Below are 21,447 nucleotides of genomic sequence, written 5' to 3'. Positions count from 1 at the left end.
ATGCGCGCCTTGCTGAAATAAGGAATTCGCCTGTGGAAAAGTTCAAGGGCGCCCTGATGGTCGGGGTGCTGCGCCTGTTTGCCAAGCTGCCCTGGGGCGCTGTACAGCGCGTCGGCGCGGGTATTGGCTGGCTGATGTGGAAGATCCCCAACAGTTCGCGCAACGTGGTGCGCATCAACCTGGCCAAGTGTTTCCCGGAGATGGACCCGGTTGCCCGTGAGCAACTGGTTGGCCAGGCACTACGGGATATTGGTAAGTCCTTTGTCGAAAGTGCCTGTGCCTGGATCTGGCCGCCACAGCGCTCGCTGGAGCTGGTCAAGGAAGTGCACGGCCTGGAAGTGCTGGAACAGGCCCTGGCTTCGGGCAAGGGTGTGGTGGGCATTACCAGCCACCTGGGTAACTGGGAAGTGCTGAACCACTTCTACTGCAACCAGTGCAAACCAATCATCTTTTACCGCCCACCCAAGCTCAAGGCGGTGGATGACCTGCTGCGCGAGCAGCGCGTGCAGATGGGCAACCGCGTGGCGCCTTCGACCAAGGAAGGCATTCTCAGCGTGATCAAGGAAGTGCGCCGGGGTGGCCAGGTGGGCATCCCTGCCGACCCGGAGCCGGCGGAATCGGCGGGCGTGTTCGTGCCGTTTCTCGGTACCCAGGCGCTGACCAGCAAGTTCGTGCCGAACATGCTGGCCGGTGGCAAGGCGGTGGGGGTGTTCCTGCATGCGCTGCGGCTGCCGGATGGCTCGGGCTTCAAGGTGTTCCTGGAGGCGGCGCCGGAGGCGATGTATAGCACTGACGTGACCGAGTCGGCGGCGGCGATGAGCAAGGTGGTCGAGCGCTATGTGCGCGAGTACCCGAGCCAGTACATGTGGAGCATGAAGCGCTTCAAGAAGCGCCCGGCGGGCGAGCCACGCTGGTATTAAGCCTTTCACCGTCCCCTGTAGGAGCGGGTTTACCCGCGAATGCGTCGGTAAATCCAACATCGCATTCGCGGGTGAACCCGCTCCTACAGGGACCGCGTCAACCCGATGCTTTGTTGAGCTTCTTGAGGAAAACGGTCATCTCTTTCTCGGCCTGCTTGTCCCCATGGGCAAGAGCTGCCTCGATCCCCTCCTCCCAGGCTTTGCGCGCCGCTGCCAGGTCACCCTGCAACTGATGCGCCTTGCCCAGCAGCTTCCAGGCTGCGGAGTACTTCGGATCCTGCTCAACACACCGAGCTAGGTGCTCCGCCGCTTCAGCGCCGTTGCCTTCATCCAGCCAGGCCTTGCCCAAGCCAAACCTCAGCAGCGGGTTATCCACACCCTTGGCCAGCATCTTCTCCAGCGATTCGCGCATGCCCTCTTCTCCTAGAAGAAACTCAAGCCGACGTGGAACAGCTTTTCCACATCCCGAATATGCTTTTTATCCACAACGAACAGGATCACATGGTCACCCGACTCGATCATGGTGTCGTCGTGGGCAATCATCACCTCTTCGTCACGAATGATCGCGCCAATGGTGGTGCCCGGCGGCAGGGCAATATCCTCGATCGCCTTGCCCACCACCTTGCTCGACTTCGAATCCCCGTGCGCCACCGCTTCGATGGCCTCGGCTGCGCCACGGCGCAGCGAGTGCACACTGACAATGTCGCCACGGCGCACGTGCGCGAGCAGGGTGCCGATGGTGGCCAGCTGCGGGCTGATGGCAATGTCGATATCGCCGCCCTGCACCAGGTCGACATAGGCCGGGTTGTTGATGATGGTCATCACTTTGCCCGCGCCCAGGCGCTTGGCCAGCAGCGACGACATGATGTTGGCTTCGTCGTCGTTGGTCAGGGCCAGGAAAATATCGGCGTCGGCGATGTTCTCTTCGAGCATCAGGTCCTTGTCCGACGCGCTGCCCTGCAGCACCACAGTGCTTTCCAGGGTATCGGAGAGGTGCCGGCAACGGGCCGGGCTCATCTCGATGATCTTCACCTGGTAGCGGCTTTCGATGGCCTCGGCCAAGCGTTCGCCGATCTGCCCGCCCCCGGCGATGACAATGCGCTTGTTGGTTTCGTCGATGCGGCGCAGCTCGCCCATCACGGCGCGGATGTCCTTCTTCGCGGCAATGAAGAACACTTCGTCGTCGGCTTCGATTACCGTGTCGCCCCGTGGGGTGATCGGCCGGTCGCGGCGGAAGATGGCCGCCACGCGGGTATCGACGTTGGGCATGTGCGCACGAATCTGGCGCAGTTGCTGGCCGACCAGCGGGCCACCGTAGTAAGCCTTTACCGCCACCAACTGGGCCTTGCCTTCGGCGAAGTCGATCACCTGCAGCGAGCCTGGGTGTTCGATCAGGCGCTTGATGTAGTTGGTCACCACCTGCTCAGGGCTGATCAGCACGTCGACCGGGATATGGTCGTTGTCGAACAGCTCTTCGCGGGTGAGGTAGGCCGACTCGCGTACCCGGGCGATCTTGGTCGGGGTGTGGAACAGCGAATAGGCTACCTGGCAGGCGACCATGTTGGTTTCATCGCTGTTGGTCACCGCTACCAGCATGTCGGCGTCGTCAGCGCCTGCCTGGCGCAGCACCGTCGGCAGCGAGCCGCGGCCTTGCACGGTGCGGATGTCCAGGCGGTCGCCCAGGTCGCGCAGGCGGTCGCCATCGGTGTCGACCACGGTGATGTCGTTGGCTTCGCTGGCCAGGTGCTCTGCCAGCGTACCGCCTACCTGGCCTGCGCCGAGGATGATGATCTTCATCCGCTACTCCCTACCTTTTGTTCTTATCCGCGCGAGGCGGCGATCTTGATCAGCTTGGCATAGTAGAAACCGTCGTGGCCGCCTTCCTGGGCAAGCAGCTGGCGACCGTGGGGCTGGCGCAGCCCGGCCTCGGTTGCCAGGTCCAGCTCACGGGCGCCCGGGGTGCGGGCCAGGAAGGCGTCGATCACTTCGGTGTTCTCGGTCGGCAGGCTGGAGCAGGTGGCGTACAGCAGCATGCCGCCCACTTCCAGGGTCGGCCACAGGGCATCCAGCAGCTCGCCTTGCAGCGAAGCCAGGGCCGGAATGTCGTCGGCCTGACGGGTCAGCTTGATGTCCGGGTGGCGGCGGATCACGCCAGTGGCCGAGCACGGGGCGTCGAGCAGGATGCGCTGGAACGGCTTGCCGTCCCACCAGCTGGCGGTGTCGCGGGCATCGCAGGCGATCAGCTCGGCGTCGAGTTTGAGGCGGTCGAGGTTCTCGCGTACGCGGGTCAGGCGCTTGGCTTCAAGGTCGATGGCCACTACGTGGGCCAGGCCAGATTCGGCTTCGAGCAGGTGGCAGGTTTTGCCTCCGGGTGCACAGCAGGCGTCCAGCACGCGTTGGCCGGGGGCCAGTTCAAGCAGGTCGGCAGACAGTTGCGCGGCTTCGTCCTGCACGCTCACCCAGCCTTCAGCAAAGCCTGGCAGGCCACGTACGTCGCAGGCTTCGGCCAGCACGATGCCGTCACGGCTGAACTGGCAGGCACTGGCGGCCACGCTAGCTTCGGCCAGCAGGGCCAAATAGGCATCGCGGCTGTGATGACGGCGGTTTACTCGCAAAATCATCGGTGGGTGGGCGTTATTGGCGGCGCAGATGGCTTCCCACTGCTCCGGCCAGAACGCTTTCAGCGATTTCTGCAGCCAGCGCGGGTGGGCGGTGCGTACCACCGGGTCGCGCTCCATGCTTGCCAACAGCTCCTCGCCTTCGCGCTGGGCGCGGCGCAGTACGGCATTGAGCAGCCCTTTGGCCCACGGTTTCTTCAGCTTGTCGGCACAGCCGACGGTTTCGCCGATGGCGGCGTGGGCGGGAATACGGGTGTAGAACAACTGATACAGGCCGACCAGCAGCAGCGCCTGCACATCGGCATCGGCGGCCTTGAACGGCTTTTGCAGCAGTTGCGCGGCCAGCAGGTCGAGGCGAGGCTGCCAGCGTGCGGTGCCGAACGCCAGGTCCTGGGTCAGGCCACGGTCGCGCTCGTCGACCTTGTCCAGTTGCGCCGGCAGCGAGCTGTTCAGCGAAGCCTTGCCGCTAAGTACAGCGGCAAGGGCACGGGCGGCGGCGAGGCGTGGGTTCATTGGCCCAGCACCTTGCCGGCGGCGAATTTCTCGCGACGGCTGTTGAACAGGTCGCTGAAGTTCAGCGGCTTGCCGCCGGGCAGTTGCAGGCGGGTCAGGCTCAGGGCCTGGTCACCGCAGGCGACCACCAGGCCGTCCTTGCTGGCGGAGAGGATCTCGCCGGGGGTGCCTGTCGCTGTGGACAAGTTGGCGGTCAGCACTTTCACGCTTTCGCCATCGAGGGAGCTGTGGCAAACCGGCCACGGGTTGAAGGCACGGATCAGGCGTTCCAGCTCGACGGCCGGGCGGCTCCAGTCGATGCGTGCTTCGTCCTTGTTCAGCTTGTGCGCGTAGGTGGCCAGGGCGTCGTTCTGAACTTCGCCTTGCAGCGAACCGTCGGCCAGGCCGGCAATGGCCTGGACGACTGCTGGCGGGCCCATCTCGGCCAAGCGGTCGTGCAGGCTGCCGCCGGTGTCTTCGGCGCTGATCGGGGTGACTACCTTGAGCAGCATCGGGCCGGTGTCCAGGCCTGCTTCCATACGCATCACGGTCACACCGCTCTCGGCGTCGCCGGCTTCCACGGCGCGCTGGATCGGTGCGGCACCGCGCCAGCGTGGCAGCAGGGAGGCATGGCTGTTGATGCAGCCCAGGCGGGGGATATCCAGCACCACCTGCGGCAGGATCAGGCCATAGGCGACCACCACCATCAGGTCCGGCTTCAGTGCGGCCAGTTCAGCCTGTGCGTCGGCGTTGCGCAGGGTTTGCGGCTGGAACACTGGGATGTCATGGGCCACGGCCAGCGCCTTGACCGCACTTGGCATCAGCTTCTGGCCACGGCCGGCAGGGCGGTCAGGCTGGGTGTAGACAGCCACGATTTCGTACGGGCTGTCGAGCAGGGCCTTGAGGTGTTCGGCGGCAAACTCTGGAGTGCCTGCAAAGACGATGCGCATGGAGTTCTCGCTTCAAAAAAGAAAAAGGCTTGCCGGAGCAAGCCTTCTGGAAGGTGGGGATCAGGCTTGCTGGCGGTGCTGCTTTTCCAGCTTCTTCTTGATCCGGTCGCGCTTGAGCTGCGACAGGTAGTCAACGAACAGCTTGCCGTTGAGGTGATCGAATTCGTGCTGCACGCACACCGCCAGCAGGCCTTCGCATTCCAGCTCGTACGGCTTGCCGTCCCGGTCCTGGGCCTTGACCCGTACGCGCAGCGGGCGGTCGACGTTCTCGTAGAAGCCCGGTACCGACAGGCAGCCTTCCTGATATTGGCCCATGTCATGGGTCAGCTCTTCGACCGTGGGGTTGATGAAGACGCGCGGCTCGCTGCGGTCTTCGCTGAGGTCCATGACCACGACCTGCAGGTGCACGTTCACCTGGGTGGCGGCCAGGCCGATGCCAGGGGCTTCGTACATGGTTTCAAACATGTCGTCGATCAGCTGACGCAGGGCGTCGTCGAACACCGTCACCGGCTTGGCGATGGTGCGCAGGCGCGGGTCCGGGAATTCGAGAATGTTCAAGATGGCCATAAGGTCAGGCAGTCACTGTGCGTTCGGTTGAAAACTGAGCACACATAATAAAGGGAAACGAGGATTTCGGCACCTGGCAAGCTCGTCTAGGGTGTTTATGGGCTTGATAGCCTTCAATCAATGGACAGCTTTTCAAAGTGTTACTCACAGAGTTATCCACAGGTTGTGCCACGTAAATGGCCCTATTTCGATCAAGGATGATCCCTATGCCAATTCACCATTCGTCGCTCTGTTCGCCTGCCGAACTGGATGCACGATTACGCCTGCACTGCCTGACCGGGATGGGACTGCGACGTTTTCGCACGTTGTTCGATGCCTTTGGCAGTGCCTCCTCTGCACTCAGTGCACCGGGTTCGGCCTGGCGTGCACTGGGCATCCCACAGATCACCATTGACGCGCGACGCAGTGCCGAAGTGCGCGATGGCGCACTGGCCGCAATGGCCTGGCTAGAGCGACCTGGCCAGCATTTACTGATGTGGGACGGCCCCGATTACCCTGCATTGCTGGCGGAAATCGACGATGCGCCACCGCTGCTTTTCGTGGCTGGCGAACCTGCGTTGCTCGAACGTCCACAGTTGGCTATTGTGGGCAGCAGGCGTGCCACACCACCGGCGCTCGACACCGCTGCGGCATTTTCCCGCTACCTGGTGCAGGCCGGTTTTATTATCACCAGCGGCTTGGCTGTGGGTATCGATGGTGCCGCTCATCGGGCTGCGTTGCAGGCTGGTGGGGGTACGATTGGCGTGCTTGGCACGGGGTTGCAAAAACTTTATCCACAGCGGCACCTGGAGCTTGCACAGGCGATGATCGACCATGGCGGCGCACTGGTTTCCGAGTACCCGCTGAATGCCGGGCCATTGCCCGGCAACTTCCCACGGCGCAATCGCATCATCAGTGGGCTGTCGCTGGGCGTACTGGTGGTCGAAGCCAGCCTGGCCAGTGGTTCGCTGATCACCGCCCGCCTGGCGGCTGAGCAAGGCCGCGAGGTGTATGCGATTCCGGGCTCCATTCACCACCCGGGTTCGAAGGGCTGCCACCAGTTGATCCGCGATGGCGCGCTGCTGGTGGAAAGCGTGGATCAGATCCTCGAAAGCTTGCAGGGCTGGCAAAACCTGCCGCCCGCCGTTGTGGACAAATTCGACCATCCCCTGCTTGCCCTGCTGCATGCCGCGCCGCAAACCAGCGAAAGCCTGGCGCATTGCAGCGAGCTGCCGCTCGCCGAAGTGCTGGCGCAACTGACCGAGCTGGAGCTGGAAGGCCGGGTCAGCAATGAAGCCGGGCGTTGGTTTGCCCGTGCGGGCTAAGTACACTGCACACAAGCAAGGTATATAGGCGGAGAGACAGCAATGGTGAGCAGTTTTCGTGTGCAACAAGCCGCACGTGAGGTACGGGCGGGCGCGGTGATCGCCTACCCGACGGAAGCGGTCTGGGGCCTGGGCTGCGACCCGTGGAACGAGGACGCGGTGTATCGCCTGCTGGCGCTGAAATCGCGGCCTGTGGATAAAGGGCTGATCCTGATCGCCGACAACATCCGCCAGTTCGATTTTCTGTTCGAGGACTTCCCAGAAGACTGGATCGACCGCATGGGCAGCACCTGGCCGGGGCCGAACACCTGGTTGGTGCCGCATCAGGACCTGTTGCCTGAATGGGTGACCGGGCAGCATGACACCGTGGCGCTGCGGGTCAGCGACCACCCGGTGGTGCGTGAGTTGTGTGCGTTGGTGGGGCCGCTGATTTCCACCTCGTGCAACCCCGGCGGGCGCCCGGCGGCGAAGACCCGGTTGCGGGTGGAGCAGTACTTCCATGGCCAGTTGGACCTGGTGCTCGGCGGGGCGCTGGGCGGGCGGAAGAATCCGAGTGTGATTCGTAATCTGGCTACTGGCGAAGTGGTGCGACCAGGCTGAATCTATCCACAGCGCTTGCGGGTGGGCTCGGGCCCCTGTGGGAGCGGGCATGCCCGCTCCCACAGGTGAAGTGCCCGGCTCAGGGGATCAGTACAGTCGACCCCACGGTCCTGCGCGCCGACAGCTCCGCCTGCGCCTTGGCCGCCTCACTTAATGGATACCGCTGCTGGATATCCACAACCAGCTTGCCACTCGCAATCATCGCAAACAGGTCATCGGCCATGGCCTGAGTGTTCTCGGCATTGTTGGCATAGCTCGCCAACGTTGGGCGTGTGACATACAGCGAGCCCTTCTGCGCCAGAATACCCAGGTTCACCCCGCTCACCGCGCCCGAGGCATTGCCGAAGCTCACCATCAATCCACGCGGTTGCAGGCAGTCCAGCGAAGTCAGCCAGGTATCGGCGCCCACGCCGTCGTACACCACCGGGCATTTCTTGCCATCGGTCAGCTCCAGCACGCGCTTGGCGACATCTTCACGGCTGTAGTCGATGGTTTCCCACGCCCCCAGCGCCTTGGCCCGCTCGGCCTTTTCGGCAGAACTCACGGTACCGATCAGTTTGGCGCCCAAGGCCTTGGCCCACTGGCACGCCAGCGAACCCACACCGCCAGCCGCCGCGTGGAACAGAATCACGTCACCCGCCTTCACCTCATAGGTCTGTTTCAGCAGGTACTGCACGGTCAAACCCTTGAGCATCACCGCCGCTGCCTGCTCGAAGCTGATGCTGTCGGGCAGCTTGACCAGGTTGGCCTCCGGCAACGTATGCACCTCGCTGTACGCCCCCAGGGGGCCACCGGCATGGGCCACACGGTCACCTACCTTCAGCCGCGTGACGCCTTCGCCCACGGCCTCGACGACACCGGCAGCCTCGGTGCCCAGGCCTGAAGGCAGGGACGGCGGCGCATACAACCCACTGCGGAAGTAGGTATCGATGAAGTTCAGGCCGATGGCATGGTTACGCACGCGCACCTGCTGCGGCCCCGGTGGGGCGGGTTCGAACTCCACAAACTGCAGCACTTCCGGGCCGCCATGCTGGCTGAACTGGATACGCTTGGCCATCTCGCACTCCTGTCGTCGGGATCGGGTAAAGGCCTTCTATCGGACGCCTTTGCTTGATCGCCGTCAACTGCGGCGCGCGCGCTGGCGGTGGTATGCTACGCGGCGAATTCTTCCCTGCCCGTTCCTGGTGACCCGATGACTAGCCGCACCGAGGCCGTGAAAGCCTACCTGCTCGACCTGCAAGACCGCATCTGCTCTGCCCTCGAAACAGAAGACGGCGGCGCCCGCTTCGTCGAGGACGCCTGGGTGCGCGAAGCCGGTGGCGGGGGCCGCACGCGGGTGATCGGCGACGGCAAGGTGATCGAGAAAGGCGGGGTCAACTTTTCCCATGTGTTCGGTGCGGGTCTGCCGCCCTCGGCCAGTGCCCACCGCCCTGAGCTGGCGGGCCGTGGTTTCGAGGCCTTGGGCGTGTCGCTGGTGATTCACCCGCACAACCCGCATGTGCCTACCTCCCACGCCAACGTGCGCTTCTTTATCGCCGAAAAGGAAGGTGAAGAAGCTGTGTGGTGGTTCGGTGGTGGCTTCGACCTGACCCCGTACTACGGCAATGAAGACGACTGCATCCACTGGCACCGCGTGGCCGAGCAGGCCTGCGCTCCGTTCGGCGCCGACGTGTACCCGCGCTACAAGGCCTGGTGCGACCGCTACTTCCACCTCAAGCACCGGGGTGAGCCACGTGGCATTGGCGGGCTGTTCTTCGATGACTTGAACGAGTGGGATTTCGACACCTGCTTTGCCTTCATCCGCGCCATCGGCGATGCCTACGTCAACGCCTACCTGCCGATCATCCAGCGTCGTAAGGACACGCCCTACACCCCGCAGCAGCGCGAGTTCCAGGAATACCGGCGCGGCCGTTACGTGGAGTTCAACCTGGTCTACGACCGTGGCACCCTGTTCGGCCTGCAGTCTGGTGGCCGTACCGAGTCCATCCTCATGTCGCTGCCGCCGCAGGTACGTTGGGGCTACGACTGGAAGGCTGCGCCCGGCAGCGAAGAAGCGCGCCTGACCGAGTACTTCTTGCAAGACCGCGACTGGCTTGGCCAGTAAGCCTGTGGACAACCAAGGAACCGCCATGGACCAGTACGTCGTTTTCGGTAACCCCATCGGCCACAGCAAGTCGCCGCTGATCCACCGCCTGTTCGCCGAGCAGACCGGCCAGGACCTGGAATACACCACCCTGCTGGCGCCGCTGGACGAGTTCAGCGATTGCGCGCGCGGCTTCTTCAAGCAAGGCAGTGGCGGCAACGTCACGGTGCCGTTCAAGGAAGAGGCCTATCGCCTGTGCGACAGCCTGACCCCTCGTGCACAGCGCGCTGGGGCAGTGAACACGCTGAGCAAGCTGGCCGACGGTACCTTGCAGGGCGACAACACCGATGGCGCTGGCCTGGTGCGCGACCTGACGGTGAATGCCGGCGTCGAACTGGCTGGTAAACGCATTCTCATCCTCGGTGCCGGCGGCGCCGTGCGCGGCGTGCTGGAGCCGATTCTGGCGCACAAGCCGCAGTCGCTGGTAATCGCCAACCGCACAGTGGAAAAGGCCGAGCAGCTGGCGCGTGAGTTCGATGAATTGGGGCCGGTGGTGGCCAGCGGGTTTGCCTGGTTGCAGGAGCCGGTGGATGTGATCATCAACGCCACCTCGGCGAGCCTGGCCGGGGAATTGCCGCCGATTGCCGACAGTCTGGTCGAGGCCGGGCGCACGGTTTGCTACGACATGATGTATGGCAAGGAGCCGACGCCGTTTTGCCAGTGGGCTACCAAGCTGGGGGCGGCCAAGGTGCTGGATGGGCTGGGGATGCTGGCTGAGCAGGCGGCTGAAGCCTTCTTCATCTGGCGGGGAGTGCGTCCGGACACGGCGCCGGTGCTGGCTGAGCTGCGGCGTCAACTGATGCGCAACTGACTCGACCTCCATTCGCCTGGAGGCGAGATTTCTCCAGGCGGATCTGCTCGTCATAGTGAGCAATTTTCTCGGCCGATTGCTTCTTGCCCGTGTAGGCCTCCCGTTCGTTCATCAGCAACTCGAGCCGGGAAATTCGCTGCTCCGCCTGGGTGATGCATTCGTCACTGGTTGCGCCGAAGGCAGTGGATGACAAAAGGATCAAGGCCATGAACCCTGTGTAAGACGCCATGAGGCAGTCCTTGCGCTGTTGATACCTCTGATTTTCCGCAGCCTTGTTTTTGGCACAACTGGCAAAATTGTCAGGTCATTCCTCAAACCGGATCGGGCACAATTCAACACCCTCCAGCTTTTGCAACTCCTCGACCACCTGCGGCCTGGCCCGGTGCAAAGTCAAACTCCCCCCCATTCGCATCAAGCGCCGGGCCTCGCGGTGCAACATATCCACACCCGAGTAATCGATAAAATTCACCTGCCGCGCATCGATCACCACATGTGGCCCCTGGCAACGCTGCAAGCGCACCTGCAGGTAATGCGCCGCACCAAAGAAGATCGACCCGCCCACCCGCAATACATCCGCATCACCTTCACGGGTCTGCTGTACCCGTGGCCGTGACGTGCGCTTCAAATAGAAGAACAGCGACGCTAGCACCCCGGCATAGATCGCCGTCTGCAATTCCAGCAACAAGGTCGCCGCTGCCGTCAGTGCCATTACCAGAAACTCCGAGCGGCTGACCCGGAACAGCGCGCGAATCCCCCGATGGTCCACCAACCCCCAACAGATCAGCAAAATGCTGCCGGCCATGGCGGGTATCGGCAGGTGTGCGATCAACCTGGCGCCGGTAACGGCGAACAACGCTACCCACAGCGCCGAGAACACCCCGGCCATGGGCGAACGGGCACCCGCTTCATAGCTCAGGCCCGAGCGGGTGAAGGAGCCGGCAGACAGGTAACCAGAGAAAAACGCCCCCGCGATGTTCGACAGGCCCTGGGCACGTATTTCCTGATCCGGGTCGATCAGTTGTTCTGAGCGTGCCGAGAGAGAGCGGGCAATCGACAGGCTGGTTACCAGCCCCAGCATGCCTACTGCCACGGCGCTGGGCAGCAGGCGCAGCATCAGTTCCACGTCTAGCAGGGGCAGCGGGCTAAAAGGGGGAAGTTGCCCGGTGAAGGCTGCTACTCGTGGTACATGATCAAAGAAGCCTGGCAACAGCCACGCCAGCAGGCTGACCAGGATCAGGCTTATCAACAGGCTCGGCCAGCGTGGGCGCCAGAGTTTCAAGGTCACGCCGATCAGCACGGTGGCCAGGCCAAGCATCAGTGAAGGCAGGTCGACTTCTCCGGCATGGCTGGCCAGATCCTGCACGGTCTTCAGCGCAGTAGCCTGGCTGGGCAGGTCCATGCCCAGCAGGTTGGGCAGTTGGCCCAAGGCGATGACGATGGCGGCGCCCAGGGTGAAACCGAGCACCACGGAATGGGAGACGAAATTGACCAGCGCGCCAAACCGCAAAAGCCCCAGCAGTAGCTGGAAGATGCCGCCGAGGAACGTCAATAGCAGCACCAGGGTGATGTAATCGGCGCTGCCCGCCATGGCCAGCGGGCTGATGCTGGCGTAGAGGACGATGGAAATGGCAGCGGTCGGGCCGCAGATCAGGTGCCAGGATGAACCCCATAGGCAAGCGATCAGCACCGGCACGATGGCGGCGTACAGGCCATATTCGGCGGGCAGGCCGGCGATCAGGGCGTAGGCGATGGATTGCGGCAGGGCAAGGATGGCACCGCTCAGGCCCACCAGCAGGTCCTGGCGCAGGCTGCGGCCCGATTGGCGGGGGAGCCAGGTGAGGAAGGGCAGCAGGTGAGTAAGGCGATGCATGGTTTATCCACAATCCTTAAGGTTTCGCCAAACCCTGCGGGAGCGGGCATGTCGAGGCGTCGAACCGCCGCGAACACCGGCAAAGCCGGTGCCATCCACCGCGGTGGCCTCTTCGCGGGCTTGCCCGCTCCCACAGGGGAGGTGTGTTGCTTGCGAGATTACAGTTTGGCTTTGACGGCCTCCAGGGCATTGCCGTCAGATTTGGTGGTCACCCCAGCCAACCACTCATCCAGCAACTTGGGATGCGCCTTCACCCAGCCCTTGGCTGCTTCATCAAAGCTGATCTTCTTGTCCACAACCTCGGCCATGATGCTGTTTTCCATGTCCAGCGTGAACCTAAGGTTACCCAGCAGCTTCGCCGCATTCGGGCAGGCCTGTGGATAACCCTTGCGGGTCAGCGTATACACCTCGCCTTTGCTGCCGAACCACTTCTCCCCGCCGGTCAGGTAATGCATCTTCAGCTTCACGTTCATCGGGTGCGGTGTCCAGCCAAGGAAGGTGATGAACTGCTGCTTCTTCACTGCCCGGTCGACCTGCGCCAGCATGGCCTGTTCGCTGGATTCCACCAGCTTCCACTGGCCGAGGTTGAAATCATTCTTGTCGATGATTTCCTTCAGCGACAGATTGGCCGGTGCGCCGGAGCCGATGCCGTATAGCTTCTTGTCGAACTGGTCGGCATGCTTTTGCAGGTCGGCAAAGTCCTTCACCCCGGCATTCCACACATAGTCGGGCACGGCCAGGGTGAACTCGGTGCCTTCCAGGTTGCGCGACAGTTGCTGCACATCGCCGTTGGCGATGAACTTGTCATGGAAGCCTTGCTGCGCCGGCATCCAGTTGCCGAGGAAGGCATCGACACGGCCGTCCTTCAGGCCACCGTAGATGATCGGTACGGCCAGGCTGTCGATTTTCACCTGGTAGCCCAGGCTTTCCAGTAGCAGGCGGGCCACGGCGTTGGTCGAAGCGATATCGCTCCAGCCGGGGTCGGCCATTTTCACGGTGCTGCATTGCGCGTCGCTGTCGGCGGCGTGGGCCGTGGCGGTGCCCATGGCCAGGGCGAACACGGCGGCGGAGAACTTGTGCATGGCGGCCTCTCTTCTCAATCCATGGGTGCGGGCTGTGGATAACGTGCCTTGCGCTCGAGGTCGTCGAGATCGATGTGGTTGCGCATGTACTGTTGACTGGCGTCCACCAGCGGTTGGTGGTCCCAGCTTTTCAGCTTGCCGATGGCCAGCGCTTCGGCCACCAGGCGGCGGCGGCGCTGGCTGGCCAGCACCTGCTGGCGCAGGCTGGGGATGTCCCAACGCTGCTGTGCTTCATCGACCAATGCCTGCAGCAGCGCCTGATGGTCCGGGCTGCCGGTGAGGTTCTCCCGCTCGTGCGGGTCGCGGCTCAGGTCATAGAGTAGGCATGGGTCGTCTTCGCTGTACACGAACTTGTACGGCCCACGGCGGATCATCATCAACGGGCCGACGGTGCCTTCGGCCATGTATTCGCCGATCACTTCGTCGTGGCCGCCCTGCCCTTGCAGGTGACTTACCAGTGAGCGGCCGTCCAGGTGCAGGTGGTTATCCACAGCGCCGCCAGCGAGTTCGACCAGGGTTGGCAACAGGTCGCAGGTGGAGACCGAGGCGCTGACCCGGCTTGCAGCGAAGCGCTTCGGTGCATGAACCAGCAACGGCACCCGTGCCGACATCTCGAACCAGTGCATTTTGTACCAGAGGCCACGCTCGCCGAGCATGTCGCCGTGATCGCCGGAGAACACGATCACGGTATCGTGTGCCAGGTTGCATTCCTCCAGGGTTTGCAGCAGCTGGCCGATGTTGTCGTCGATATAGCTGCAGGCGCCGAAGTAGGCGCGGCGGGCATCGCGGATCTTTTCCACAGGTAGCGGCTTGTTCCACAGGTCGTAGACCTTGAGCAGGCGCTGAGAGTGTGGGTCGAGTTCCGACTGGCTGAACTCGGCGCGAGGCATGGGGATATCCACACCCTCGTAGCGATCCCAGTAGCGCTTGGGGATGGTGTACGGGTCGTGCGGGTGGGTCATGGACACGGTCAGGCAGAACGGCCGGCCATCGTTCCCGCGCACATGGTCGTACAGGTACTGGCGCGCCTTGAACACCACTTCTTCGTCGAAATCCAGCTGGTTGGTGCGTACGCATGGGCCGGCCTGCAGCACCGAGGACATGTTGTGGTACCAGCTGGGGCGCACATCCGGTTCGTCCCAGTTCACCGCCCAGCCGTAGTCGGCGGGGTAGATATCGCTGGTCAGGCGTTCTTCGTAGCCGTGCAGCTGGTCCGGGCCGCAGAAGTGCATCTTGCCCGACAGTGCTGTGCGGTAGCCCAGCCGGCGCAGGTAGTGGGCATAGGTTGGCACGTCAGCGGGGAAATCGGCGGCGTTGTCGTAGGCGCCTATGCGGCTGGGCAGCTGGCCGCTGACCAGGGTAAAGCGCGACGGCGCGCACAGTGGGCTGTTGCAGTAAGCCGAGTCGAACACCACCGCCTGCTCGGCCAAGCGGCCCAGGTGCGGCATCTGGATCGGCGAGGGGGCGTAGATCGGCAGCAAAGGTGCGGCCATCTGGTCGGCCATGATGAACAGGATATTCGGGCGCGTCATGGTGGCTTCCATCGTTGAGGGTTATGCGAACCGCTTGCCTACCAAGATGCGACTGTGGCTAACATGGGTAAAGCCCATGGCGGGCAATGACTGGGATTAGCTGCGCTTATGTTTGATCACCTCGCCGAGCTGTCACTGGATACCTTGCGCGTGTTCGAGGCGGCAGCGCGTCTGCGCAGCTTTACTGCCGCGGCGCTGGAGCTGGGTACCACACAACCGGCCGTGAGCCAGCAGGTGAAACGCCTGGAAGCCCAGCTGGGCACGCGCCTGTTCGACCGTATTTACCGGGGCATCGAGCTGACCGAAGCCGGACAGGTACTGTTCGAGCAGGTGCATCAGGGATTGCAGGCGATGGATGACGGCATTGCCCAAGCCAGCGGGCGTGGCCAGCGCGAGGTGCTGCAGGTGGCCACTGACTTTGCCTTTGCCGCGTTCTGGCTGATGCCCCGGTTGCAGCGCTTTCACGATGCTTATCCACAGGTGGATGTGAGCCTGGTGACCGGTGAGCGCAGTCAGGGCATGTTGCGGCCGGACATCGATGTGGCGGTCCTGTTTGGCGATGGGCGCTTTCACCAGGGCGAAAGCCGCTGGCTGTTCGATGAGGAAGTGTTCCCGGTGTGCAGCCCCCGGCTGACTCATGGCAAACCCTTGTCAGCCGTGGCTTTGCAACAGTTACCCCTGTTGCATTTGAAGGGCGAGCAGGCCAGCCGCTGGTTTGATTGGGCGGGGGTGTTTCGCGGATTTGGCGTGGCCAGCCCGCCACCTGCGGGGCAGTTGCGCTTTGACAACTACACCCTGCTGATCCAAGCGGCGATTGCTGGTCAGGGTGTGGCGATTGGTTGGCGGCACCTGGTGGATGGCCTGGTGGATCAAGGCTTGCTATGTCGGCCATTAGAGGGGAGCCTGACGTCGAGTCGGGGCTATTATCTGGTTTTGCCGCCGCGCAAGCGGCGCGGGGCGTTGATCGAGCGGTTCGTCAGCTGGCTGGAGCAGGAGCGCAGTGGCTGATGGCGGTGTAATCGGGAGTTATCGTGCAAAGAATCAAGGGTTACCACGCACACGTTTATTACGACGCGGCAACGATGGAACAGGCACGTGAGCTGTGTGAGGAGGCGGCGCGGCTGTTCCCTGTGACCATGGGGCGTATGCACCAGAAGCCGGTGGGGCCGCACCCGGACTGGAGTTGCCAGCTGGCGTTCGAGCCGGAATTTGTCGGGGTGGTGTTGCCTTGGTTGGCGCTGTACCGCAAGGGGTTGGTGGTGTTCATGCACCCGCTGACCGGGGATGAGCTGGCGGACCACCGGGACCATGCGATCTGGATGGGTGCTGTGCGGCCTTTGAAACTGTCGATTTTTGGTGGGTAGATTTGTATTGCCTGTGCCGCGATCGAGGGCTGAGCCCTCGCAATCAATGGCGAGCCGAGCGTACCCCTTCAGCCAGTGCCGAGCACAAGCTCAACACATCATTCACTGCCTGGTCCGCACTAGTGGCCTGGGCAATCTTGTCGACCAGCGCCGACCCCACCACCACACCATCCGCCAAGCGGGCGATGTTCGCGGCCTGCTCCGGGGTGCGAATGCCGAAACCAACGCTGATCGGCAGATCGGTATGCCGACGCAGGCGGGCAATGGCCTCGGTCACGTGCTCGGTGGTCGCCGAGCCGGCACCGGTCACACCGGCCACCGACACGTAGTAGACGAACCCGGAGCTGCGCTCCAGAACGCGCGGCAGCCGCGCATCGTCGGTGGTCGGGGTGGTCAGGCGGATGAAGTCGATACCCGCAGCCTGGGCCGGGGTCGCCAGTTCGGCGTCGTGCTCGGGCGGCAGGTCGACGATGATCAGGCCATCGACCCCGGCTTGCTTGGCTTCAGCCACGAACTTTTCCACGCCAAAGCGGTGGATCGGGTTGTAGTAGCCCATCAGCACGATTGGCGTATTGTGGTTATCCACACGGAATTCGCGAACCATCTGCAGGGTCTTGGCCAGCGTCTGGCCAGCCTCCAGGGCGCGCAGGGTGGCCAGCTGGATGGCCACGCCGTCGGCCATCGGGTCGGTGAACGGCATGCCCAGTTCGATCACGTCGGCGCCAGCGGCCGGCAGGCCCTTGAGGATCTGCAGCGAAGCGTCGTAGCCCGGGTCGCCTGCGGTGACGAAGGTGACCAGTGCCGAACGGCCTTCGGCCTTCAGTTCGGCGAAGCGTTGTTCAAGACGGCTCATGCCTGTTTCTCCTGGGCGGCCATGTGGTTCATGACGGTTTGCATGTCTTTGTCGCCGCGGCCCGACAGGCACACGACCATCAGGTGGTCCTTGGGCAGCTTCGGTGCGCGCTTGATCGCTTCGGCCAGGGCGTGGGAGCTTTCCAGGGCCGGAATGATGCCTTCCAGGCGGCAGGTGGCGTGGAACGCATCCAGCGCTTCGTCGTCGGTGATGCTGACGTACTCGACGCGCTTCACTTCGTGCAGGTAGGCGTGCTCAGGGCCGATGCCGGGGTAGTCCAGGCCTGCGGAAATCGAGTGGGCGTCGGTGATCTGGCCGTCTCCATCCTGCAGCAGGTAGGTGCGGTTGCCGTGGAGCACGCCCGGTACACCGCCGTTCAGGCTGGCGGCGTGCTTGTCGGTGTGTACGCCGTGGCCACCGGCTTCGACGCCGATGATCTGCACGCTTGGTTCTTCGAGGAACTCATGGAACAGGCCCATGGCGTTGGAGCCACCCCCCACGCAGGCAACCAGGCTGTCTGGCAGGCGGCCTTCCTTTTCTTGCAGCTGGGCGCGGGTTTCCTTGCCGATGATCGACTGGAAGTCACGGACCATGGCCGGGTACGGGTGTGGGCCGGCCACGGTACCGATCAGGTAGAAGGTATCTTCGACGTTGGTCACCCAGTCGCGCAGGGCTTCGTTCATGGCGTCTTTCAGGGTGCCGGTGCCGGCAGTGACCGGGACGATCTCGGCGCCCAGCAGCTTCATGCGGAACACGTTGGCCTGCTGGCGCTCGATGTCGGTGGCGCCCATGTAGATCACGCAAGGCAGGCCGAAGCGGGCGGCGACGGTGGCGGTGGCCACGCCGTGCATGCCGGCGCCGGTTTCGGCGATCAGGCGCTTCTTGCCCATGCGCTTGGCCAGCAGCACTTGGCCGATGCAGTTGTTCACCTTGTGCGCGCCGGTGTGGTTGAGCTCTTCACGTTTGAAGAAGATCTTGGCGCCGCCACAGTGTTCGGTCAGGCGCTCGGCGAAATACAGCGGGTTCGGGCGGCCGATGTAGTCGCGCTGGAAGTAGGCCAGTTCTTCGAGGAACTTGGGGTCTGCCTTAGCCGCTTCGTATTCGCGGGCCAGGTCCAGCACCAGTGGCATCAGGGTTTCGGCCACGTAGCGGCCGCCGAACGAGCCGAACAGGCCGTTGGCGTCGGGGCCGGGGCGGTATTGGGACTGGGTCATGGGGCGCTCCAGGGCGTAATGAATGAGTGATGGGCTTTACTCTAACCACGGCAAGCCCGGCTGAAAACCGATAAGATTGCGCAAACTTGTCAGAAAAACTCACAGGTAAAATGGCCCACGACCTCCCTCCCCTCAATGCACTGCGAGCCTTTGAAGCCGCTGCCCGGCTTAACAGCGTCAGCCAGGCGGCCGAGGCCCTTCATGTGACCCACGGTGCCGTCAGCCGGCAGATCAAAGTGCTTGAAGAGCACTTGGGCGTGGCCCTGTTCGTCAAGGACGGGCGCGGCATCAAACTCACAGATGCCGGGGTGCGCCTGCGCGATGCCAGTGGCGAAGCCTTCGACCGGCTGCGCAGCGTGTGTGCCGAGCTCAGCCGTGATGTCAGCGAAGCGCCGTTCGTGTTGGGCTGCTCCGGTAGCCTGTTGGCGCGCTGGTTCATCCCACGGCTGGGGCGGCTACAGGCGGATTTGCCCGAGCTGCGCTTGCACCTGTCGGCGGGTGAAGGTGACCTGGACCCGCGGCGGCCTGGGCTGGACGCGCTGCTGGTGTATGCCGAACCCCCGTGGCCTGCGGACATGCAGGTGTATGTACTGGCCGAGGAACGTATCGGGCCAGTGGTGAGCCCCCATTACGCCGGCTTTGAACGCTTGCAGGGAGCGCCTGCCAAGGCGTTACTGGGCGAAGCCTTGCTGCACACCACCTCGCGCCCGCAGGCCTGGCCTACCTGGGCGCTGGAACAGAGACTGGACCCTGCAGCCATTCACTATGGCCAGGCGTTCGAGCACCTGTATTACTTGCTGGAAGCCGCTGTGGCGGGCTTGGGTGTGGCGATTGCGCCACAGCCATTGGTCGCTGATGACTTGCGTGCGGGCCGCTTGAGTGCGCCGTGGGGCTTTTCCCCTACCCCTGCCGCGTTGGCATTGTGGGTGCCCAGGCGCGCCGCAGATGGGCGCGCCGAGCAGTTGGCGCAGTGGCTACGTGCCGAATTGGCGCGGCAGAGCGCCTAGTTGCGTTTGCACATCAGGTAGGCCGCCAGCAGGCCCAGTGCGCCAATGGCCACGCCAGCGGTGGTGTACGGGTGTTCCTGGGCGTAGTCGCGGGTGGCGATGCCGGTCTGACGTGTGCGTTGCTTCACTTCTTCATAGGCATCGCTCAGCAGGCTGCGCGAATGACGGAGGGCACTCTCAGCGTTGCTGCGGATTGCCTTCACCGACTTCTGGGACTCTTCCGACGCATCGTGCTTGAGGTTCTCCAGGCTTTTCAGAAGGCTCTCGATCTCTGCTTCCATGCTTTCCAGGGACGTTTTACGCAGCGAGTTACGGTGCATGTTGACTCTCCTTTGCAGTATGGGCTGTAAGGAGTGCGACCGTTGGTATGCGTGAAAGTGCGATCGAACTTTGGCCATGGGTGACGGCTCGCAGATAAACCAGGCCTGCGCTGCTAGGCTAAAAAATCACCGTCACCCAAGGAGAACGCTCATGACCGATCATCACACGTACAAGAAGATCGAACTGGTGGGGTCTTCGCCCACCAGCATCGAAGAGGCGATCAACAACGCCCTGGCCGAAGCGGGCAAGAGCATCAAGCACCTGGAGTGGTTCGAAGTGGTCGATACCCGTGGTCATATCCGCGATAACAAGGCCGCGCACTTCCAGGTCACGCTGAAAGTCGGTTTCCGTATCGCCAACAGCTGATGCTGCGCCGGGGTAGATGATCCCGGCTTGATGGGGTATTTAGGAAGGGGGCGCCTTGGCGGGCGCCCTTTATGATTTCATCTGCACAAGGAAAGCGATCGATGAACAAACTGATTCTGGCCCTGGGCCTTATGACCCTGGCTGGCAGCGCCATGGCGGCGGGCAAGCCGTGCGAGGAGCTGAAGGCGGAGATTGCGGCCAAGCTGGATGCCAAGGGCGTCACCGGATACAAGCTGGAGATCGTCAACAAAGGCGAGCCGGCCGGCAAGGTGATTGGCAGCTGTGAGGCCGGTACCAAGGAGATTGTGTACCGCCGCGGTTGAAGTGTTGGCTCCTTCGCGGGCAAGCCCGCGAAGGAGGTCACTCGGTTTTCAAGGCCTGCGCCAACAGCTCATAGGACCTCACCCGGTCTGCATGTTCATACAGGTCGCAAGTAAAGATCAGCTCATCCGCCCCGGTTTGCTCCAGCAGCACCTCCACCTTGGCCCGTACTTTCTGCGGGCTACCGATCATCGCCAGGCCCAGGAAGCTACCCACAGCATCCCGCTCATGCGCCAGCCATAGCCCATCCATGCTTTCCACTGGCGGCTTTTGCATTAGGCTCTGCCCGCGAATCAGCGCCAGGATGCGCTGGTACACCGAGGTAGCCAGGTACTCGGCCTTTTCATCGGTTTCGGCCACCACCATGGGAATGCCCAGCATCACATACGGCTTGTCCAGCGTGGTCGATGGTTTGAAGTGGTTGCGGTAAACGCGGATGGCTTCGTGCATGTAGCGCGGTGCGAAGTGCGAGGCGAAGGCGTAGGGCATGCCGCGCATCCCGGCCAGCTGGGCGCTGAACAGGCTGGAACCCAGCAACCACATGGGTACGTCGGTGTCATGCCCCGGTACGGCGATCACTTTTTGATCATCGGTGCGTGGGCCGAGGTAGCGCGAAAGCTCCTCGACATCGTCCGGGAAGTCGTCCGGGCCACCGGCGCGGTCTCGGCGCAAGGCGTAAGCCGTCATCTGGTCTGAACCTGGCGCACGGCCCAGGCCCAGGTCGATTCGCCCGGGGTACAGGCTGGCCAGGGTGCCAAATTGCTCGGCGATCACCAGTGGCGCATGGTTGGGCAGCATCACCCCTCCTGAGCCCACGCGAATGGTCGACGTCCCCCCGGCCAGGTAACCGATCAGCACCGAGGTGGCCGAACTGGCGATGCCGTCCATGTTGTGGTGCTCGGCCACCCAGAAGCGGTTGTAGCCAAAGCGCTCGACGTGTTGTGCCAGGTCCAGCGAATTGCGCAGCGACTGCGCGGGGCCGGCGTCGGCGCGTACCGGCACCAGATCGAGGGTGGAAATTTTCAGGTCGCGCAGTTGCGTCATTGGAGCCTCCGCAAAGGTGGTTGGCCAGAGGCCTTTTGATCTCTGTATGGGCATATTCGGGGGATTCA

At 63.1% G+C, this 21,447-nt stretch carries 23 protein-coding genes; 10 read left to right on the top strand and 13 right to left on the bottom strand.

What is annotated here, in order from left to right; genetic code table 11:
• Nucleotides 1–32 precede the first annotated feature (32 nt).
• The gene (locus D8767_RS00490; RefSeq protein ID WP_016712792.1) at nucleotides 33–920 is read left to right on the top strand and encodes a lysophospholipid acyltransferase; all 888 of its coding nucleotides are present in this window, start codon (nucleotides 33–35) and stop codon (nucleotides 918–920) included.
• 97 nt (nucleotides 921–1,017) lie between these two features.
• Here D8767_RS00490 and D8767_RS00485 read toward each other — a convergent pair whose 3' ends face one another.
• The 5 genes from D8767_RS00485 to def are packed head-to-tail and all read right to left on the bottom strand — an operon-like array spanning nucleotide 1,018 to nucleotide 5,547.
• Complete coding sequence (locus D8767_RS00485) at nucleotides 1,018–1,332, bottom strand: tetratricopeptide repeat protein (RefSeq protein WP_016712793.1); 315 nt, start codon at nucleotides 1,330–1,332, stop codon at nucleotides 1,018–1,020.
• Between the two features lie 11 nt (nucleotides 1,333–1,343).
• Entirely contained in the window at nucleotides 1,344–2,717 is a 1,374-nt protein-coding gene (gene trkA / locus D8767_RS00480) for a Trk system potassium transporter TrkA (protein ID WP_016712794.1), read from the bottom strand.
• A 23-nt stretch (nucleotides 2,718–2,740) separates the two neighbouring features.
• Nucleotides 2,741–4,051: a 16S rRNA (cytosine(967)-C(5))-methyltransferase RsmB gene (rsmB, locus tag D8767_RS00475; protein WP_016712795.1), complete on the bottom strand. Its 1,311-nt coding sequence runs from the start codon at nucleotides 4,049–4,051 to the stop codon at nucleotides 2,741–2,743.
• Nucleotides 4,048–4,980, bottom strand: coding sequence for a methionyl-tRNA formyltransferase (gene fmt, locus D8767_RS00470; RefSeq protein ID WP_016712796.1), 933 nt, complete (start codon nucleotides 4,978–4,980; stop codon nucleotides 4,048–4,050). The genes rsmB and fmt overlap by 4 nt, the downstream gene beginning before the upstream one ends.
• Nucleotides 4,981–5,040: 60 nt before the next feature.
• Entirely contained in the window at nucleotides 5,041–5,547 is a 507-nt protein-coding gene (gene def, locus D8767_RS00465) for a peptide deformylase (protein ID WP_016712797.1), read from the bottom strand.
• A gap of 206 nt (nucleotides 5,548–5,753) precedes the next feature.
• Here def and dprA point away from each other — a divergent pair, with 206 nt between their 5' ends.
• Both dprA and D8767_RS00455 read left to right on the top strand, forming a co-directional pair.
• Nucleotides 5,754–6,851: a DNA-processing protein DprA gene (gene dprA, locus D8767_RS00460; protein ID WP_016712798.1), complete on the top strand. Its 1,098-nt coding sequence runs from the start codon at nucleotides 5,754–5,756 to the stop codon at nucleotides 6,849–6,851.
• 42 nt (nucleotides 6,852–6,893) lie between these two features.
• Complete coding sequence (locus D8767_RS00455) at nucleotides 6,894–7,451, top strand: L-threonylcarbamoyladenylate synthase (protein WP_016712799.1); 558 nt, start codon at nucleotides 6,894–6,896, stop codon at nucleotides 7,449–7,451.
• A 79-nt stretch (nucleotides 7,452–7,530) separates the two neighbouring features.
• Here D8767_RS00455 and D8767_RS00450 read toward each other — a convergent pair whose 3' ends face one another.
• A complete protein-coding gene (locus tag D8767_RS00450) occupies nucleotides 7,531–8,508 on the bottom strand; it encodes an NADPH:quinone reductase (protein ID WP_028699541.1) in 978 nt (325 codons plus the stop codon).
• Between the two features lie 135 nt (nucleotides 8,509–8,643).
• Here D8767_RS00450 and hemF point away from each other — a divergent pair, with 135 nt between their 5' ends.
• Together hemF and aroE are read left to right on the top strand one after the other, a co-directional pair.
• Complete coding sequence (hemF, locus tag D8767_RS00445; protein WP_016712801.1) at nucleotides 8,644–9,555, top strand: oxygen-dependent coproporphyrinogen oxidase; 912 nt, start codon at nucleotides 8,644–8,646, stop codon at nucleotides 9,553–9,555.
• Between the two features lie 25 nt (nucleotides 9,556–9,580).
• Nucleotides 9,581–10,405, top strand: coding sequence for a shikimate dehydrogenase (gene aroE / locus D8767_RS00440; protein ID WP_016712802.1), 825 nt, complete (start codon nucleotides 9,581–9,583; stop codon nucleotides 10,403–10,405).
• Nucleotides 10,406–10,709: 304 nt separating this feature from the next.
• Here aroE and D8767_RS00435 read toward each other — a convergent pair whose 3' ends face one another.
• The 3 genes from D8767_RS00435 to betC all read right to left on the bottom strand — a co-directional run bounded on the left by D8767_RS00435 (nucleotide 10,710) and on the right by betC (nucleotide 14,889).
• Complete coding sequence (locus tag D8767_RS00435; RefSeq protein WP_016712803.1) at nucleotides 10,710–12,275, bottom strand: SulP family inorganic anion transporter; 1,566 nt, start codon at nucleotides 12,273–12,275, stop codon at nucleotides 10,710–10,712.
• Nucleotides 12,276–12,433: 158 nt separating this feature from the next.
• Nucleotides 12,434–13,357 (bottom strand): choline ABC transporter substrate-binding protein, encoded by a 924-nt coding sequence (gene choX / locus D8767_RS00430; RefSeq protein ID WP_016712804.1) that lies wholly within the window; start codon nucleotides 13,355–13,357, stop codon nucleotides 12,434–12,436.
• A 14-nt stretch (nucleotides 13,358–13,371) separates the two neighbouring features.
• The gene (gene betC, locus D8767_RS00425; protein ID WP_016712805.1) at nucleotides 13,372–14,889 is read right to left on the bottom strand and encodes a choline-sulfatase; all 1,518 of its coding nucleotides are present in this window, start codon (nucleotides 14,887–14,889) and stop codon (nucleotides 13,372–13,374) included.
• Between the two features lie 108 nt (nucleotides 14,890–14,997).
• On the opposite strand from betC, the gene D8767_RS00420 reads away from it, so the two are divergent.
• On the top strand, nucleotides 14,998–15,897 hold the full coding sequence (locus D8767_RS00420; RefSeq protein WP_016712806.1) for a LysR family transcriptional regulator: 900 nt from the start codon (nucleotides 14,998–15,000) through the stop codon (nucleotides 15,895–15,897).
• A 23-nt stretch (nucleotides 15,898–15,920) separates the two neighbouring features.
• Complete coding sequence (locus D8767_RS00415) at nucleotides 15,921–16,253, top strand: DOPA 4,5-dioxygenase family protein (RefSeq protein ID WP_016712807.1); 333 nt, start codon at nucleotides 15,921–15,923, stop codon at nucleotides 16,251–16,253.
• Between the two features lie 43 nt (nucleotides 16,254–16,296).
• Here D8767_RS00415 and trpA read toward each other — a convergent pair whose 3' ends face one another.
• Complete coding sequence (gene trpA / locus D8767_RS00410; protein ID WP_016712808.1) at nucleotides 16,297–17,106, bottom strand: tryptophan synthase subunit alpha; 810 nt, start codon at nucleotides 17,104–17,106, stop codon at nucleotides 16,297–16,299.
• Nucleotides 17,103–18,320 carry a tryptophan synthase subunit beta gene (gene trpB, locus D8767_RS00405; RefSeq protein ID WP_016712809.1) on the bottom strand — a complete coding sequence of 406 codons (1,218 nt, stop codon included), beginning with the start codon at nucleotides 18,318–18,320 and terminating at the stop codon, nucleotides 17,103–17,105. The genes trpA and trpB overlap by 4 nt, the downstream gene beginning before the upstream one ends.
• A gap of 110 nt (nucleotides 18,321–18,430) precedes the next feature.
• On the opposite strand from trpB, the gene D8767_RS00400 reads away from it, so the two are divergent.
• A complete protein-coding gene (locus tag D8767_RS00400) occupies nucleotides 18,431–19,327 on the top strand; it encodes a LysR family transcriptional regulator (RefSeq protein ID WP_016712810.1) in 897 nt (298 codons plus the stop codon).
• On the opposite strand, the gene D8767_RS00395 is transcribed toward D8767_RS00400, so the two are convergent.
• Nucleotides 19,324–19,647, bottom strand: coding sequence for a YqjD family protein (locus tag D8767_RS00395; RefSeq protein WP_016712811.1), 324 nt, complete (start codon nucleotides 19,645–19,647; stop codon nucleotides 19,324–19,326). The two genes, D8767_RS00400 and D8767_RS00395, sit on opposite strands and share 4 nt — an antisense overlap.
• Before the next feature lie 151 nt (nucleotides 19,648–19,798).
• Here D8767_RS00395 and D8767_RS00390 point away from each other — a divergent pair, with 151 nt between their 5' ends.
• Both D8767_RS00390 and D8767_RS00385 read left to right on the top strand, forming a co-directional pair.
• Nucleotides 19,799–20,014, top strand: coding sequence for a dodecin (locus D8767_RS00390; protein ID WP_003253076.1), 216 nt, complete (start codon nucleotides 19,799–19,801; stop codon nucleotides 20,012–20,014).
• Between the two features lie 101 nt (nucleotides 20,015–20,115).
• A complete protein-coding gene (locus D8767_RS00385) occupies nucleotides 20,116–20,337 on the top strand; it encodes a DUF1161 domain-containing protein (RefSeq protein WP_016712812.1) in 222 nt (73 codons plus the stop codon).
• Between the two features lie 37 nt (nucleotides 20,338–20,374).
• Here the strand turns inward: D8767_RS00385 and D8767_RS00380 are convergent, their stop codons facing one another.
• The gene (locus D8767_RS00380) at nucleotides 20,375–21,379 is read right to left on the bottom strand and encodes an LLM class flavin-dependent oxidoreductase (RefSeq protein WP_016712813.1); all 1,005 of its coding nucleotides are present in this window, start codon (nucleotides 21,377–21,379) and stop codon (nucleotides 20,375–20,377) included.
• Between the last annotated feature and the right edge of the window lie 68 nt (nucleotides 21,380–21,447).

It is taken from the genome of Pseudomonas sp. LTGT-11-2Z, assembly GCF_003691445.1.
Taxonomy (GTDB): Bacteria; Pseudomonadota; Gammaproteobacteria; order Pseudomonadales; family Pseudomonadaceae; genus Aquipseudomonas; species Aquipseudomonas monteilii.
This window is presented reverse-complemented; position numbering and strand designations above follow the sequence as displayed.